The 16,180-nt window shown below is 69.3% G+C and carries 11 protein-coding genes and 1 pseudogene; 6 read left to right on the top strand and 6 right to left on the bottom strand.

The window, feature by feature from the left end; genetic code table 11:
- The first annotated feature begins 134 nt into the window (after positions 1-134).
- Positions 135-1,490 (top strand): FxsC protein, encoded by a 1,356-nt coding sequence (gene fsxC, locus GA0115254_RS03650; protein WP_256102379.1) that lies wholly within the window; start codon positions 135-137, stop codon positions 1,488-1,490.
- The gene (gene fxsT, locus GA0115254_RS03655; RefSeq protein ID WP_093893803.1) at positions 1,474-5,409 is read left to right on the top strand and encodes an FxSxx-COOH system tetratricopeptide repeat protein; all 3,936 of its coding nucleotides are present in this window, start codon (positions 1,474-1,476) and stop codon (positions 5,407-5,409) included. Before fsxC ends, fxsT begins: the two co-directional genes overlap by 17 nt.
- A gap of 76 nt (positions 5,410-5,485) precedes the next feature.
- Here the strand turns inward: fxsT and GA0115254_RS03660 are convergent, their stop codons facing one another.
- From GA0115254_RS03660 to GA0115254_RS03675, 4 genes are all read right to left on the bottom strand, one after another.
- A complete protein-coding gene (locus tag GA0115254_RS03660; protein ID WP_176739965.1) occupies positions 5,486-6,361 on the bottom strand; it encodes an alpha/beta fold hydrolase in 876 nt (291 codons plus the stop codon).
- 237 nt (positions 6,362-6,598) lie between these two features.
- On the bottom strand, positions 6,599-6,805 hold the full coding sequence (locus GA0115254_RS03665) for a DUF397 domain-containing protein (RefSeq protein WP_093893805.1): 207 nt from the start codon (positions 6,803-6,805) through the stop codon (positions 6,599-6,601).
- Positions 6,802-7,647, bottom strand: a complete 846-nt coding sequence (locus GA0115254_RS03670; RefSeq protein ID WP_093893806.1) for a helix-turn-helix domain-containing protein — start codon at positions 7,645-7,647, stop codon at positions 6,802-6,804. The genes GA0115254_RS03665 and GA0115254_RS03670 overlap by 4 nt, the downstream gene beginning before the upstream one ends.
- Positions 7,648-8,039: 392 nt before the next feature.
- Positions 8,040-8,918, bottom strand: coding sequence for a septum formation family protein (locus GA0115254_RS03675; protein ID WP_093893807.1), 879 nt, complete (start codon positions 8,916-8,918; stop codon positions 8,040-8,042).
- A 210-nt stretch (positions 8,919-9,128) separates the two neighbouring features.
- Between GA0115254_RS03675 and GA0115254_RS47380 the strand changes: the two genes are divergently transcribed.
- A complete protein-coding gene (locus GA0115254_RS47380) occupies positions 9,129-9,560 on the top strand; it encodes a transposase (RefSeq protein ID WP_176739966.1) in 432 nt (143 codons plus the stop codon).
- Here GA0115254_RS47380 and GA0115254_RS45550 read toward each other — a convergent pair.
- Both GA0115254_RS45550 and GA0115254_RS45555 read right to left on the bottom strand, forming a co-directional pair.
- Positions 9,536-10,048, bottom strand: coding sequence for a hypothetical protein (locus GA0115254_RS45550; RefSeq protein ID WP_093893809.1), 513 nt, complete (start codon positions 10,046-10,048; stop codon positions 9,536-9,538). The two genes, GA0115254_RS47380 and GA0115254_RS45550, sit on opposite strands and share 25 nt — an antisense overlap.
- Positions 10,049-10,197: 149 nt before the next feature.
- A pseudogene (locus tag GA0115254_RS45555) lies at positions 10,198-10,407 on the bottom strand (hypothetical protein); the annotation flags it as partial.
- Positions 10,408-10,607: 200 nt separating this feature from the next.
- Here GA0115254_RS45555 and GA0115254_RS03695 point away from each other — a divergent pair.
- From GA0115254_RS03695 to GA0115254_RS03705, 3 genes are all read left to right on the top strand, one after another.
- A complete protein-coding gene (locus GA0115254_RS03695; protein WP_093893810.1) occupies positions 10,608-14,105 on the top strand; it encodes a DNA polymerase III subunit alpha in 3,498 nt (1,165 codons plus the stop codon).
- Positions 14,102-15,109 carry a DNA polymerase Y family protein gene (locus tag GA0115254_RS03700; RefSeq protein ID WP_093893811.1) on the top strand — a complete coding sequence of 336 codons (1,008 nt, stop codon included), beginning with the start codon at positions 14,102-14,104 and terminating at the stop codon, positions 15,107-15,109. Before GA0115254_RS03695 ends, GA0115254_RS03700 begins: the two co-directional genes overlap by 4 nt.
- A gap of 183 nt (positions 15,110-15,292) precedes the next feature.
- A partial coding sequence (locus GA0115254_RS03705; protein ID WP_093893812.1) for an esterase/lipase family protein occupies positions 15,293-16,180 on the top strand: 888 nt, incomplete at its 3' end.

The following is a 16,180-nucleotide window of genomic DNA, read 5'->3' on the forward strand; positions in this document are numbered from 1 at the left end:
TCAAGGAATGATCGACTGAACCCGGGAACGTATGACTGAAAACCGGCGTTGAATGACCGAACGCCATGGGGGTGGAGCAACGTCCGCTCCGGAATGATGAATTCGCTCGCATTCACTTCAATCCTCGGGTGCGGGTGCTCACACAGGACGGGGGTCGTGTGCACGCAACAACGCAGCAGCGAGCGGCGGACCATCGGCCGTACTTCTTCTTGAGTTATGCACATACACCGGGGTACGGCGGTGGAACGGACCCCGACATGTGGGTCGAGCGGCTCTTCCAGGATCTCTGCGGCCATGTGATGGCCATGACCGATCTGCCCGCGGGCGCGCCCGCCGGGTTCATCGACCGCGAGATACGCTCCGGCGAGGGCTGGTCGGAGCGGCTCGGCGAGGTGCTCGCCACCTGCCGGGTGTTCGTTCCGCTGTTCTCGCCGCGCTACTTCGCCAGCGAGATGTGCGGCAAGGAGTGGTACGCCTTCGCCCAGCGCGCCATTCACTACCGGGCCCGCTCCAACCAGCCGGCCGAGGCGATCGTCCCGGCGCTCTGGGTGCCGGTACCGCCGAGTCAACTCCCGGGCCCCGCCGAGAGATTACAGTTCAACCACCGCGACTTCGGGGACCGTTACGTCAGCGACGGACTCTACGGACTGATCAAACTCAAGCTCTTCACCGAGGAGTACGAGCGCGCGGTGTACGAACTCGCCAAGCGCATCGTCAACGTCGCGGACACCATACGGATCGGCACCGGCCGCCCCGTCGACTACCGGCTGGCCCCCAGCGCCTTCGGCCCGCCGAACAGCGGAGTCGGCGGTCCCCGCCCCATGCAGGTGACCATCGCCGCTCCCACCCGGCACGACCTGCCCGAGGGACGCAACGCCGATTACTACGGCGACAACCCGCAGGACTGGAACCCCTACCACCCGGCCGCCGCCCGTCCTCTGGCCTATGTGGCCGAGGACCTGGTGCGCTCTCTCAACTACCAGGCCACCATCTCCTCCTTCGACGAGGAGTCCGGGCACCCGGAGGGCAAACAGCCGCCCAGCAGACCGGAGATCCTGCTCGTCGACCGGTGGGCCCTGCAGGACGAGGACCGTCGCCGACGGCTGGCCGCCTTCGACGCCGAGAACCGCCCCTGGGTGACGATGGTCGTGCCGTGGAACCGCGAGGACCATGAGAGCAGGGCGGCCGAGGCCGAACTGACCGAGAAGCTCGAACAGACCATGCCGACCAAGATGCGCCAGGGGCGGGCCTACTGCCGCGCCGCCGCCAAGGGTGTACCCAGCATGGAGGCCTTCGGGCAGATCCTGCCGCAGGTGGTCGAGGTGGCGGCCCAGCAGTACCTGAGGCATGCGGCGGTCTACCCACCCGCCACCGGCGGTGGGCACACCGAACGGACACGGTTGATGGGGCCGATGGCACAGACGTACTACACCCCCGAGACACACGACCCTGCGACGGATGCGGAGGACACGGATGACGGCCAGTCGTGACGGGCGCATCGTCACTTTCTACTCGTACAAGGGCGGCACCGGGCGCACCATGGCTCTGGCCAACACCGCCTGGATACTCGCCGCCAACGGAAAACGGGTACTGGCTGTCGACTGGGACCTGGAGGCACCGGGGCTCCACCGGTTCTTCCACCCGTTCCTCGACCCGTCGACACTCGGTGCCACCACCGGCGTCATCGATCTGATCACCGAGTACGCGTGGGCCGCGACCAGCCCCGTCCAGCGCGCCGACGACTGGCACCGCGACTACGCCCGTATCCAGCCGCACGCCGTATCCCTCACACCCGAGGCGCTCGGCTGGGAGTTCCCGCACGGCGGCACCCTCGACTTCGTCTCCGCCGGGCGGCAGAACCGCGAATACTCCGCGACCGTCTCCACCTTCGACTGGGACAACTTCTACGACCGGCTCGGCGGCGGCCACTTCTTCGACGCCCTGCGCGACGACATGAAGGCCAACTACGACTACGTCCTCATCGACAGCCGGACCGGCCTGAGCGACATCGCCGACATCTGCACCGTCCACCTGCCCGACGTCCTCGTCGACTGCTTCACCCTCAGCGACCAGTCCATAGACGGCGCCGCCTCCGTCGCCCGGCAGATCTCCGAGCGCTACACCGGCCGCCCCATCTCCATCTTCCCCGTCCCGATGCGCATCGACGAGGGCGAGAAGGAGAAGGCCGATGCCGGACGGGCGCTGGCCCGGCTGAAGTTCGACCGGCTGCCGCGCGATCTGTCCGGGGACGAACTCACCGCCTACTGGGGCGCGGTGGAGATTCCGTACCGCCCCTACTACGCCTATGAGGAGACCCTCGCGACCTTCGGCGACGAGGCCGGTCTCACCAACTCACTGCTCTCCGCCTTCGAACGGCTCACCTCCGTCATCACCGACCAGCAGATCACCTCGATGCCGCCGGTCGGCGAAGAGGTACGGCTGCGCATCCGTGACGCGTTCACCCGGCGCAGGCCCGCGCTGCCCGCCGATCTCTTCCTCAGCTATGTGGCGGAGAACCGGATGTGGGCCGACTGGATCGAATCCGTGCTCACCCGGGCCGGGTTCCGCGTCGTACCGCGCGATGTGTCCGCCGAGCGGGAGACCCCGGAACCGGCGACCGCCGCCGAGCAGAACGCGGCCCGTACCGTGGTGCTGCTCTCCAGCGCCTACCTCAAGTCGCAGCGTGCGGTGAACCTCTGGGAACGTGCCGTGGCGGAGGACCCCGGCGGTGGCCGACGCCATCTGCTGCCGCTCAGGGTCGGTGACGTACGGCTGTCCGCGCCCTACATCGACCGCAACCCGGTCGATCTCTTCAGGCTCGACGAGGTGCATGCCACCGCCGCCCTGTTGCGCGCCCTGGACCGGCCCGTACAACTGACCGACAGCGTGTCGCCCGGACCCCGCTTCCCCGGTACCGTCCCCAGGATCTGGAACGCGCCGCCGCGCAACCCGGGCTTCACCGGCCGCTCCATGGTCCTGGAGCGGATGCGCGACCAGCTCGGCGGCGGCATGGCCGTCGTACTGCCGCAGCCGCAGACCCTGTACGGACTCGGCGGCGTCGGCAAGACCCAGGTCGCCCTGGAGTACGTGCACCGCTTCATGGCCGACTACGACCTGGTGTGGTGGATATCGTCCGAGCAGACCGACGACGTGGTGGCCGGGCTCGCCGAGCTCGCCGTCCGGCTCGGTGCCCAGGGCGGCGACGACATGGCGGCCGCCTCCCAGGAAGCCGTGGACCTGCTGCGGCGCGGCGTTCCCTCGGACCGCTGGCTGCTGGTCTTCGACAACGCCGACGACCCCGAACGGCTCAGGCGCTACTTCCCGCAGGGCGGCTCCGGACACATCCTGGTCACCTCCCGGAACCAGGCCTGGTCGCAGCACGGCGACGCACTGCCCGTCGACGTCTTCCTGCGCGAGGAGTCCATCGAACACCTTCAGCGCCGGGCCCCGGGGCTGAGCGACGAGGACGCCGCCCAGGTGGCCACCGCAGTCGGTGACCTGCCGCTCGCCGTCGAACAGGCGGCGGCCTGGATCGCGGAGACCGCCACCCCGATCGACACCTATCTGGAACAGCTGGCGCAGCAGGCCCCCGAGGTCCTGGCGCTCAACCAGCCGGCCGGCTACCCGCAGCCCGTCGCAGCGACCTGGAACATCTCCATCGAACGGCTCAAGGAGCGCTCGCCCGCCGCGGTGCGGCTGCTCCAGCTCTGTGCCTTCTTCGCCCCCGAGCCGATCTCGGGGAACCTCCTGTACAGCAAGGAGATGATCGAGGCGCTGAAGCCGTACGACGCCTCGCTCCAGGAGAAGCTCGTGCTGGGCCGGGTCATCCGGGAGATCGGCCGGTTCGCCCTCGCCAAGGTCGACCAGGTCTCCAACTCCATCCAGGTGCACCGTCTCGTCCAGGCCGTCATCCGGGCGCAGCTCAGCGAGGAGGAGCAGCGCGACGCCCGGCATGCCGTCCACCGCATTCTGGCGGGTGCCCGGCCGGACGAGGACGAGCCGATCGACAACCCCGCGACCTGGCCGCAGTTCGCCACCCTCTGGCCGCACCTCGTCCCGTCCGACGCCCGCAACTGCAAGGAGCCCGAGGCCCGCAGGCTGTTGATCGACCGGGTTCGTTATCTCTGGAAGCGAGGTGACTTCAGGACCGCCGCCGCCCTCGGCGAGGAGCTGCGCGCCATCTGGAGGGAGACGCTGGGGGAGCGGGACATCCAGTACCTCTACCTCTGCTTCCACCTCGCCAACATCTACCGCGCGCGCGGCCGTTATGTGGAGGCGAGGGAGCTCGACGAGATCACGCTGGCGACCCAGCGGGAGGTCCTGGGACCGGAGCATCCGCACACGTACATGACCACCAGCAGTCTGGCGACGGACCTCGGCACGCTCGGCGAGTACACGATGGCGATCGAGCTGGCGACCGAGGCCACCGACGGGTTCAACCAGATCTTCCACGATTCGCATCCGAGGACCCTGGCCGCGGCCAACAACCTGGCGTTCACCCTGCGGTCCATCGGGCAGTACGCCAGGGCCAGGGAGATCGACCAGGATGTCTTCGACCGACGGGTCGAGGTCCTCGGTGCGGAACACCCGTACAGCCTCTCCTCGGCCATGAACCTGGCCCGTGACCTGCGTGACGTCGGGCGGTACGAGGACGCGGTCGGCATCCTCAGCCGCACGTACGACAGCTACAAGGCCACGCTCGGCCGGTCCTTCCCCGGCACGCTGAGCGCGGCGAAGAGCCTGGCGGTGTCGCTGCGCCGGGCAGGCAGGCTGGAGGACGCCCGCAGGCTCTCGGTGGCCACCCGTGCCCGGTACCGGGCCAAGTACACCGCCGCCAACCCGGAGTCGCTGGCCTGTGACCTCAATCTGGCGGCCGACCTGTTCGCGGCGGGCGAGGCGTCCGAGGCCAGGGACACTGCGCAGGAGGTCGTCGACCAGTACATGAAGGTGCCGGGGGAGAAGCACCCGTACACCCTGGCCGCCCTGAACAACCTCGGCGTCTACCTGCTGGGGGCCGGCGCGGTGGAGGAGTCGGAGCAGGTGCTGACCCGAGTGGTCGCGTCGATGCGGGAGGTGTACGGGCAGGAGCACCCCAACACCCTCTTCTGCGTCATGAACCTGGCCAACGCGACGGCTGAACGCGGCGATCTCGAAATCGTGCTGGCGACCGAACGGAAGGTGGCGGGACAGCTCAGGAACGTCCTCGGGGCGCACCACCCGGAGACCCTGGCCATGATGTCGAACATGGCGGTCACGTTCGATGCGATGGGGCGCAAGGACGAGGCGCTGCGGCTGAGGGCGGAGACGGTCGACGAGCTGTCGCGGCAGCTCGGCGACGACCATCCGATGACCCGGATCGCCCGGGACGAGCGCCGGTTCGAGCGAGAACTGGAGCCGATGCAGGTCTGAGCCGCGGGAGCGTCCGGCCGCCACCGGACGCTCCCTGCCTCTCCCTGTTTCTTCCTGTCCCTCCGGGGTCCGTTCCTCAGCAGGCAGCCGGTTCCAGCAGCCAGTTGAGGATCGTGGGCAGGACGTGCAGCGCGTCGAAGTGCGCGGCCGCCGGTTCCACCACGACGGTGGAGTTCGGGATGCGCTCGGCCAGCCAGCGGGAGTGGCCCACCGGTGAGAACACATCCTTCTCGCCGTGCCACAGCATCACCGGACCTGTGATGTCCGCAGGGTCGAACCCCCAGGGGCGGCTGAACGCGATCGCGTCGTCGATCCAGCCCCATGCCGAAGTGCGCAGCCCCTCACGGTAGTTGCGCAGCAGCATGGTGCGGACCCCGGCGTCGTTGACCACCATGCGGTCGGAGTCGGTCAGCTCCCGGCGCAGATCGTCGATGAGCCTGACCGGGTTCTTCCTGATCACCGCGGACCGCGAGATGAACGACTCCGCGAGCCCATCCGGATCGGCCGCCGCGGTCGAGTACGCCAGCACATTGGAGGCGGCCATCCCGTCGAACCAGTCCAGGCCGTCGGCGCCCCAGGGGGCCAGCCCGACCAGTGCGGCGGTACGGGTGACCCGCTCGGGCATCAGCGCGGCGCAGGCCAGGGCGTGCGGCGCGCCACCGGATCGGCCCACCACGGCGAACCGCTCAAGACCGAGGTGGTCCGCGATGGCCCGTACGTCCTGAACGACATCGGCGACACAGCGGCCCGGCAGCCGGTCGGAGTCGCCGTAGCCCGGCCGGTCGTAGGTGATCAGCTGTGTCTTGCGCTGGTACAGCACCATGCCGCGCGGAGCCGGACCGAGCCTGCTGCCGGGCATTCCGTGGAGCAGGAAGACCGGTCTGCCGTGGGGGTCGCCCAGATCCTCCACCACCAGCTGCCGCCCGTCCGTTGCGCGCACCCGACTACGCACTCCGCGCCTCCTCCGCATGGTGCGGGCACCGCGTGCCCGACTTTTCCCGCACGATTCGATGATGGCTCATCAGAGCACTTACCGGGATGGTGTGTTGGGAAACCGTGGGGGCGTTCGGGGGCGCGTAATCGTGCGGCGTCTTCGGGCAGTTCTCGATCCGGCGTGCCGGGGCTCGCCCGGATCACCTCACGTGATGCGGGCGAGCTCGTCGATTCCGATCAGGAAGCCTCGTCGGCGCTACCCCCGCGCGAGCGTCACGAACGCCGCCCACTCGCCCCGGCCGACCCGCAGCATCGGTCGGCCGCCCGCGACCTTCGAGTCCCGTACATAGACCGCACCGGGGCCGGCAGCCACCTCCACGCAGTCGCCGCCGCCCGATCCGCTGTAGCTGCTCTTGAACCAGCGCAGCTCGTCAACGTTCTCGGTTACCTGCTCCACGCTCATGTCTCTCCCACCAGCCTTTCGATGAGCCGCGCAGACGCTTCGACGTTCAGGGCCTGCGATCGCAGCTTGCCATATCGCAACCCGAAGGTGCTGACCTCAGCCGGATCACTGACGACGCACCCGACCTCTTGGGACTCGATGTATCCGAGGCGGCGGAGCTCCTTCGTCTCCACCAGGACGAACGGCCCGTCCAGGCCCGGGTGGAATCCGAGCCCGGCAGGCATCACCTGAACCTCCACCGACCGCAACGAGCCCACCTCCAGCAGGCGTTGCCATTGCCCCCGCATCACCTCCGCGCCGCCCACCGGGTTTCGCAACGCCTCCTCCCCGATGATGAACGACAACTTCGCCAGCGGGTCCCGCGTCAGCAGCTTCTGCCTGCTCAGGCGCGCTTCCGTGTGCTGGTCGATGATCTCCTCGCTGAACGGAGGGCAGTGGCCGCCGAACACGGCCCGTGCGTACGCCTCCGTCTGCAGCAGGCCCGGCACCAGCAGCGGATCGTACGAGAAGCGGCTCAGCACCTCCGCCTCGATGAGGGCGAAGTTGCGGAAGAACTGCGGGAGCTTCGCCCGGTCCACATCGGCCTGGAGCACTTCCAGTACCCCGCCCGCAGCCAGCACCCGGTCCGCCGCGACGGTGAACGCCTCCTTCGCGGGTCGTCGCCCCTGCTCGACCGAGGCGACCTGTTCCAGGGAGTAGCCGATGGCGTCTCCGAGCGCCTGCTGGTTCAACTCGGCCCGCTTGCGCAGGTGCTGGAGGAGCTTGCCGTAGGCCACCCATACCCCCGGCAGCTCACTGTCCTCCTTCGTCTTCGTCGCGCGGCTGTTCCGTGTATCCCGCATTGCCCTCACGCCCTTTCCGCCACCGTCCACGTCCCGCCCGGAGCCGGCCGTAGCGTTCCTCAACTCCACTACGACTGGGCAAGGTTCAACGGAAGGGTCATTTCCGGAGTCACGGCCCTGCCCCGTACGGCACCCGTACAAGACCCGTACGACTCGGGGCGGCGCAACTCCGCCCGGCCCGCACCACCGATATCCCGTACGGTCATCGCACCTGGTCAGCGAATGCTGCCGAGTCCCACGATGGCGTTGTGAAGCTGGGCTGTTCTTCGGTCCCGGCACATGACCGAAGCCAGCATGCCGGGACCGAAGGCCTTACGCAGGCCGGCGTGCGGGATCCGGCGGTGTCCTCGCCGTGCGGCAGGGGCCCGGCCGGTCGACGTGATCCGACGGGGTCAGCCGGCCCAGACCTCGGCTTCATCGGCCGGGACGGTGGTGGCGAGCTTCAGCTCCTTGCGGGCGGCGATCGTCTTGCCCGGGTCGATACCGGCGAAGGCCCGGTCGTAGGCGAGGTAGAAGGCGTCCGTGTCACCGGCCGAGGCGGCCTTTTCCCACGCACCGGCGGTCTCCTTCAGCCGTGCATGGAGCTTGGCGGTCTCCGGCTGCTGAATGCTCTTCAGGGCCGTGAGGTGGGTACCGAGCGCGGCGGTGACGGCTTTGGCCTGCTTCTTGTAGCCGGCGAAGTCGTCCTCGACATGCTCTGCTTCGGGCTGGTTCGTCCACAGGGCCTCGTAGACGGCGTTCGAACCCTTCAGGTACGCGAGCTGGTCGGCGTTCAGGGGCTTGCTCTTCAACGAACCGGAGAATGTGCCCGCTTCCTTGGTGTACGTGCAGCTCACGGCCCGATCGCCCGTCGCCCAGCTCTCCTTGGTGGGGGAGTAGTAGTAGACGTCGACGCCCTTGGGCAGGGCCCAGGCGTCGGGGGTGAACTTCTGCGCCTCGACCGGGCATCGTTCGTCGGCGATCTGTGCGGTTTTGTCCTCGCCGGGGTACGCCGACTGCCCGTCGATCTTGAAGTCACCGACGACCTGGCCCTTGTGCGGTTCCTTGCACGGCACGACCTCGACGCTGAACTCCTCGCCCTTGGCTGTCCCGTTGTTCGGGTTGTAGCAGTCGCCGGTCGCGAGCGAGAACACCGACCGCTGGCGAACCACTTTCTTGGCGCCGGCCTCTGCGCTGTCGAGGGCTTCGGAGCATCCCACTGCTCCGACCGAGATCAGGGCTACGACAGCGGATATACCGCGCAGGGAACGGGACGTGACACCGGGAGACATGACGTAGACATCCTCAAACGGAAGGGTTGTGAACAGGTGTGCGCATCGTATGGCATGTCAGTGACAGTGCTGTGTGCAGGCGCTTTGGTGCACTGGCGGTGGTGGTGCGGGTGATAACCGGAAGAGTTGTCGTCCGGCGCTTGAGAGCAGCCGAGAAGTGAACTCCTGGCGAAATCTTCAGGAAAAGACACCTTTGAGGGAATTGACCCGTTGGGGGACGGAGGTCGTGGTCGGGAAGTTCAGCGCCGGCTGTCACGCAGGGCGAAGGGGTCGAGAAACCGGAACAAGCAGCGAATCAAGGTCGTCAAAGCTCATACGAAGGTGGCCGATGCGCGCAGGGGCTTTCATCACAAGCTGTCAATGAAGCTGATGCGCGAGAACCAGGCCGTCGGCGTGGAGCGGCCTTCTCCTGATCGACGCCCGTGCGAGCCGCTGGGCTGCACAGTTCGCGACGCCTGCACCGGGACGGGTCCGAGCGGAAGCGATGTTCTCGGCGAGCTACGGGGATGGAGGCGGGCGCCGGTAGCCCTGTCCAGGGCCATCACCTCCACGGCCGGAGCTCAGCGCCCGACCATCGCACCCCGCCCCGTGCCGGACCGCTCGCGCAGTGGTCCGGATCAGGAAGCCTTCGACTCCAGGTGATAGGTCGTGTCGACCCAGAAACCGCTCGTAGCCCTGGCTTTGATCTCCAGCACGTACTGACCGGGAGTCAGCGACGCGATGCCACCCCAGATGCCCCACGCGTAGCGCTGGGTCACCCCCGTCCTGAACGACGCGGAGAACTCCCGCAGCGGCAACGGAATGGTGTTGAGGGATGCCGTGGCCTCTGCCACCGTCAAGGACTGGGGGATCCTTGAGTACGACCTGGTGTGCTGCATGTTGAGCACAGGGAAGAAGACCGGCCGGTCCGAGGGGATCGCGCAGCGTCGCACCACGTGGCCGCCGTAGGTGCCGGCCAGGAACCAGAGGTCGTCCGGCTGGTTCCAGGCGGCGTGCTCGCCCGTTGTGTCCTCGACCGGACTGCGACCGTCAGGGGCGGACAGGGCCCACTTCCACCACCGGCCTGCGAGCACCCCGCCTTCTTCGTCGCTCAGCTTCCACGTACTGTCGACCGATTCCGGACCGCTCATGACGCCCCTCCCGCGTGCAGCCCCTGGTTCGGGGCTCGTTTCGAACAAGCGGACAGTACCCGGGGTGGATGAATGGCTTGGCGGCGGCCTCTGGCCCTACCTGGGCACGGAGCGCATGGGCGGCGTGATCAAGTGGATCGCCTGGGGGCTCACCGAGCAGCGGGAGTCGCCCCGATGTCAACCGCTCGTGCCCACTCGGGCGGCGAGTCCGGGACGTGATCGGGGTCGTTCTCGTCCCGCGACCCGGCTGCCTGCTGCCGAGGGAACAGACCCACCACCGTCCGGCACGGTGGTTGCGCGCTCGGCCAGGGCGTCTGCCCGTCGGTCAGGGCGACGATGGCGTCTGGTCGGGGCCGTGCACCTCGTCAGCGAAAGTCATGCCCCCGCGGTCCGGGGCGTCGGCTGTTCGTGCAGGTGGGACTGGGCCGAATGGATGACCGGACCGCCGGTCCGGGGCCGGGGTGCATGTCCCGTGCTCCGGGTATCGTACGAATGTTCGAAACTTGGTCTATGGTGGAAGGCGAGGGGTGGTGAGTGCGGATCGGTCCAGGAGGTGCAGATGCCAGGGTTCACGCATCTGCATACCGTTTCCGGGTTCTCCCTGCGGTACGGGGCCTCGCACCCGGAGCGGCTGGCGGAGCGCGCCGCGGAGCGGGGGATGGACGCTCTCGCGCTGACCGATCGCGACACGCTCGCGGGTACGGTCCGCTTCGCCAAGGCCTGCGAGAGGGCTGGGGTGCGGCCGATCTTCGGGGCGGAGCTCGCGGTGGGCCCTGCGGCGGCGGAGCATACGAGAGAAGGCGGACGTACGCATCGGCTGCGGACCCCGGTCCGTGGTGGTGCCTTTGTCGATGAATCCGCACCCCGGGTCACCTTCCTCGCCCGGGACGGTGCGCAGGGCTGGGCGGAGTTGTGCCGTCTCGTCACCGCCGCGCATGCCCCCGCGCCCGCCGGTGCCGGACAGCCCCTGGCCGGCCGGTCCGAGCTGCCCGCCGAAGGGCTCACCGTGCTGCTCGGTCCGGCCTCCGACGTCGGCAGGGCGCTGGCCGCCGGCCGCCCGGACCGGGCCGCCGCACTGCTTGCCCCCTGGCGGGAGATCTACGGCGACGACCTGCGCCTCGAAGCCGTCCACCACGGACGCGAAGGCACCGGACCCGGATCGCTGCGGCTCGCCGCCCGTACCGTCGGTTTCGCCGCCGAGCAGGGGGTGCGGGCCGTGCTGACCAATGCCGTCCGGTACGCCGACCCCGGGCAGGGCCCGGTCGCCGATGTGCTCGACGCGGCCCGCAGGCTGGTCCCCGTCGACCCACGCCGCGCCCCGCTCGACAGCGGTGAGCGCTGGCTGAAGGATGCCCGCGCGATGGCGGAGACCGCCGAGCGGATCGCCTCCTCGGCCGGGCTCGGCCGGGACGGCGGACCACGGCTGCTCGCGGAGACCCGGCGCACCGCCGACGCCTGTGTCGTCGACCCCGAGGATGACCTCGGCCTCGGCACCGTCCACTTCCCCGAACCGCATCTCGTCGGCGCCGGGCGACGCACCGCCCAGCGGGTACTGGCCTCCCGCGCCGCCGCCGGAATGGTGCTGCGCGGCTACGACCGCAGGCGCGACTACTGGGAGCGGATGCACCAGGAGCTGGACATCATCGCCTACCACGGTTTCGCCTCCTACTTTCTGACGGTTGCCCAAGTCGTCGATGACGTAAGGGCGATGAAGGTACGGGTTGCCGCCCGGGGCTCCGGCGCGGGCTCCCTGGTCAACCATCTCCTCGGGATCGCGCACGCCGACCCGGTCGAACACGGGCTGCTGATGGAGCGCTTCCTCTCCAAGCGCCGCGCCGTGCTGCCCGACATCGACATCGACGTCGAATCGGCCCGCCGGCTCGACGTCTACCGCGCGATCATCGGACGCTTCGGCGCCGAACGGGTCGCGACCGTCGCCATGCCCGAGACCTACCGGGTGCGCCACGCCATCCGGGACGTCGGCGCCGCGCTCTCCATGAACCCGGCCGAGACCGACCGGCTCGCCAAGGCCTTCCCGCACATCCGGGCCCGCGACGCCCGCGCGGCCATGGAGGAACTGCCCGAACTGCGTGAAGTGGCGCGGGAGAAGGACCGGTACGGGCGGCTCTGGGAGCTGGTGGAGGCGCTGGACGCCCTGCCGCGCGGCATCGCCATGCACCCGTGCGGGGTGCTTCTCTCGGACGCCTCCCTGCTGCGCCGGGTACCTGTCATGCCGACCAGCGGGGAGGGTTTCCCGATGGTGCAGTTCGACAAGGAGGACGTGGAGGATCTCGGGCTGCTCAAGCTCGATGTGCTGGGCGTACGGATGCAGTCGGCGATGGCGCACGCGGTCACGGAGGTCAAGAGGGCCTCGGGGCAGGACGTGGACCTGGACGCCGTTCCGCAGGGCGACCCGGAGACGTACCGGCTGATCAGGAGTGCCGAGACACTGGGCTGCTTCCAGATCGAGTCGCCGGGCCAGCGCGACCTGGTCGGCAGGCTCCAGCCCACCACCTTCCACGATCTGGTGGTCGACATCTCGCTGTTCAGGCCGGGGCCGGTCGCCGCCGACATGGTGCGGCCGTTCATCGAGGCCCGGCACGGCCGCAGGCCCGTCCGCTACCCCCACCCCGACCTGGAGGAGCCGCTGCGCGAGACGTACGGGGTGGTCGTCTTCCATGAGCAGATCATCGAGATGGTCGACATCATGACCGGCTGCGGCCGGGACGAGGCCGACCGGGTGCGGCGTGGGCTCTCCGACCCCGGGACGCAGGGCCGGATCAAGGTGTGGTTCGCGCAGCAGGCGGCGGCGAAGAAGTACAGCGCCGAAGTGATCGCCCGCGCCTGGGAGATCATCGAGGCGTTCGGCAGTTACGGCTTCTGCAAGGCGCACGCGGTCGCCTTCGCCGTGCCGACGTACCAGTCGGCGTGGCTCAAGGCGCATCACCCGGCGGCCTTCTACGCCGGGCTGCTCACCCATGACCCGGGGATGTACCCGAAGCGGCTGCTGCTCGCGGACGCGCGGCGGCGCGGGGTGCCGGTGCTGGGACTGGATGTGAACCGGTCGGCGGCCACCCATCGAATCGAACTGGTGTCTGATGGCGAGAAGGGGAGGGAGAGCTGGGGGGTGCGGCTCGCACTCTCGGACGTCCATGGCATCAGCGAGGCCGAGGTCGCCCGGATCGAGGCCGGTCAGCCCTTCACCTCGCTGCTGGACTTCTGGCAGCGGGCCAGGCCGGGAAAGCCCGCCGCTGAACGGCTGGCCCAGGTCGGCGCGTTGGACGCGTTCGGTGCCAACCGGCGTGATTTGCTGCTGCATCTGTCCGAACTGCACCGTGCCCAGCGGGGTACCGGGGCGCGGTCCGGCTCCGGTGGCGCGCAGCTCCCGCTCGGCGAGGGGCGCAGGACCGGCTCCATCGGGCTGCCCGACCTCAACGAGGCCGAACGCCTCAGTGCCGAGCTCGGCGTCCTGAGCATGGATGTCTCCCGTCATCTGATGGGCGATCACCATGCGTTCCTGAAGGAGCTCGGCGCGGTCTCCGCCAAGCGGCTGCGCGAGGCGCGGCACGGGGAGACCGTGCTGGTCGCGGGCGCCAAAGCGGCCACTCAGACCCCGCCGGTCCGCTCCGGCCGCCGGGTCATCTTCACCACCCTGGACGACGGTACGGGCCTGGTCGACCTGGCCTTCTTCGACGACAGCCATGCCGCATGCGCGCACACCGTCTTCCACTCCTGGCTGCTGCTGGTACGCGGAGTGGTGCAGCGGCGCGGACCGCGGAGCCTGAGCGTGGTCGGTGCGGCCGCCTGGAACCTGGCGGAACTGGCCGAGCTGCGGCGTACCGGCGGACTCGACGCGGTCGCGGCCCGGCTGGCGGAGGACCCCTCGTCCGAGGAGGTCGTCCCCGAGGCTCCCGAGCCTGCTCCCGCCGACAGCGGTCGTCGCATCCAGATGTCCACCGGGTACGAGATGAACCCCTGGTCCGACCTCCAGCCGCCCGGCGAAGGCGTCGCCACCGGAAGGAAGCTGTGGCACCAGTCCCCGGGGAGTGCGGGATGAGCGATACACGCGATGAGCCGGGAATCCTGTACCTGAGGTTCCGGAAGGTCGGCGGCGGCCTTCCGGACGGCGCCGGTTACGCCGGGCTGCTCGCCCTCCTCGGCGCGTTCACCCCGGTCGTCGAGGGGGTGCCGCCGGACGGGGCGCTTGCCGATGTGCGCGGTGCGTTGCGCTACTTCGGGCAGGACGTGGCCGGTCTGGCGGCGGTGATCCGGGTCCGCGCGCTCGCCCTGCACGGGGTGGACTGCGCGATCGGGGCGGCAGAGAACCCGATGCTGGCCCGGATGGCGGCACGGCAGGCCGCGCCCGGAACGACCTTCGTGGTCCCCGCGGGCGGGGGAGCGGAGTACCTCGCGGCCAAGCCGGCCGCCGCGCTGGACGGTGTGGGGGCGGCGACGGCCCGCACCCTGTGCGGGTACGGGCTCGACTCCGTCGGCCGGATCGCTGCGGCCCCGCTCGGTACCCTGCAACGGATCACCGGTGTACGGACCGGGCGTGAACTGTGGGAGCGGGCGCACGGCATCGACCGTACGACGGTCGTACCCAACGCCGCCGCCCGGTCGATCGCCGCCGAACGATCCTTCCCACGCGACGAGCTGGACCGGGAGCGGCAGCGCCGCGCGCTGATGTCGCTCACCGAGGAGCTGGGGGCCAGGATGCGCGGGGACGGGCAGGTGTGCCGGGGGCTCACGGTCTCCGTGCGCTACGCCGACCGGACCGGCTACTCGACGCTGACCCGCAGCCGTACGCTCCGGGAGCCCACCGCCCACTCCGCGGCGCTCACCGGACTCGCGTACCGCATCCATGACTCGTTCGGACTGCAGCGGGCCCGGGTGCGGGGGATCGGGATGCGCGCGGAAGGGCTGACGGATCGTGAAAAGGCCGCCCATCAGCTGTCGTTCGACCCGGTGGACGAGCGGGCGCGGCGGATCGAGGCGGTGGCGGACCGGCTGCGGGCCAGGTTCGGTCCGCAGGCCGTGATGCCGGGACGGCTCGCGGCCTGAGCGGCCCCTTGCCGGTGCATGGTTGATGGCTCATCAGTTTTTACCGACGCGTAACTTCCCGCGCCACCCTACTCGCCCGTAATTTGGCATGAGCACATAGGAAATTCAGCAGTCAGAACTTGTGGTCCGGGCCGCAGGGCGCACAGACATCGCAACTCCCTTGAGCCGCAAGGAGACCACACGATGCTGCCCTGGACCCGTGCGCCGCGCACCCCACGTGCGCGGAGAACCCTCGCCGCACTGCTCCTCGCCGTCGCCGCAGTCGCCACCCCCACGGCCACTGCCGCTGCAGCCACCCCCACCGCCGCCACGGCCACCTCCCGTGGCTGGAACGACTACTCCTGCAAACCCTCCGCAGCCCACCCCCGCCCGGTCGTCCTGGTCCACGGAACCTTCGGGAACTCGATCGACAACTGGCTCGTCCTCGCCCCGTACCTGGTCAACCGGGGCTACTGCGTCTACTCGCTCGACTACGGGCAGCTGCCCGGCGTGCCGCTCTTCAACGGCCTCGGCCCGATCGACAAGTCGGCCGGTCAGCTCGCCACGTTCGTCGACCGGGTGCTCGCCTCCACCGGGGCGTCCGAGGCCGACATCGTCGGCCATTCCCAGGGCGGCATGATGCCCAACTACTACCTGAAGTTCCTCGGCGGTGCTGCCAAGGTGAACGCCCTGATCGGACTCGCGCCCGACAATCACGGCACCACCCTTCTCGGCCTGACGAAGCTGCTGCCGTACTTCCCGGGCGCCGAGGACCTGTTGAACGCCAACACGCCCGGTCTCGCCGACCAGGTGGCCGGATCCCCGTTCGTCACCAAACTCAACGCGGGCGGCGACACCGTGCCCGGAGTGCGCTACACGGTCATCGCGACCAGGTACGACGAGGTCGTGACCCCGTACCGTACGCAATTCCTGGACGGGCCGAACGTACGCAATGTCCTCCTCCAGGACCTGTGCCCGGTCGACCTGTCCGAGCATGTGGCGATCGGGACAGTCGACCGGATCGCCTACCACGAGGTGGCGAACGCCCTGGACCCCGCGCACGCCACCCCGACCACCTGTGCCTCCGTCATC

Origin of the sequence: Streptomyces sp. Ncost-T10-10d, assembly GCF_900091955.1 — a bacterium.
Classification (GTDB): Bacteria; Actinomycetota; Actinomycetes; order Streptomycetales; family Streptomycetaceae; genus Streptomyces.

Coding starts and splice junctions, on each gene's coding strand:
- fxsT (WP_093893803.1), top strand. CDS start 1,474: ATGACGGCCAGTCGTGACGGGCGCATCGTCACTTTCTACTCGTACAAG.
- GA0115254_RS03665 (WP_093893805.1), bottom strand. CDS start 6,805: ATGAGCGTGGAGCAGGTAACCGAGAACGTTGACGAGCTGCGCTGGTTC.
- GA0115254_RS03670 (WP_093893806.1), bottom strand. CDS start 7,647: ATGCGGGATACACGGAACAGCCGCGCGACGAAGACGAAGGAGGACAGT.
- GA0115254_RS03675 (WP_093893807.1), bottom strand. CDS start 8,918: ATGTCTCCCGGTGTCACGTCCCGTTCCCTGCGCGGTATATCCGCTGTC.
- GA0115254_RS45550 (WP_093893809.1), bottom strand. CDS start 10,048: ATGAGCGGTCCGGAATCGGTCGACAGTACGTGGAAGCTGAGCGACGAA.
- GA0115254_RS03695 (WP_093893810.1), top strand. CDS start 10,608: ATGCCAGGGTTCACGCATCTGCATACCGTTTCCGGGTTCTCCCTGCGG.
- GA0115254_RS03700 (WP_093893811.1), top strand. CDS start 14,102: ATGAGCGATACACGCGATGAGCCGGGAATCCTGTACCTGAGGTTCCGG.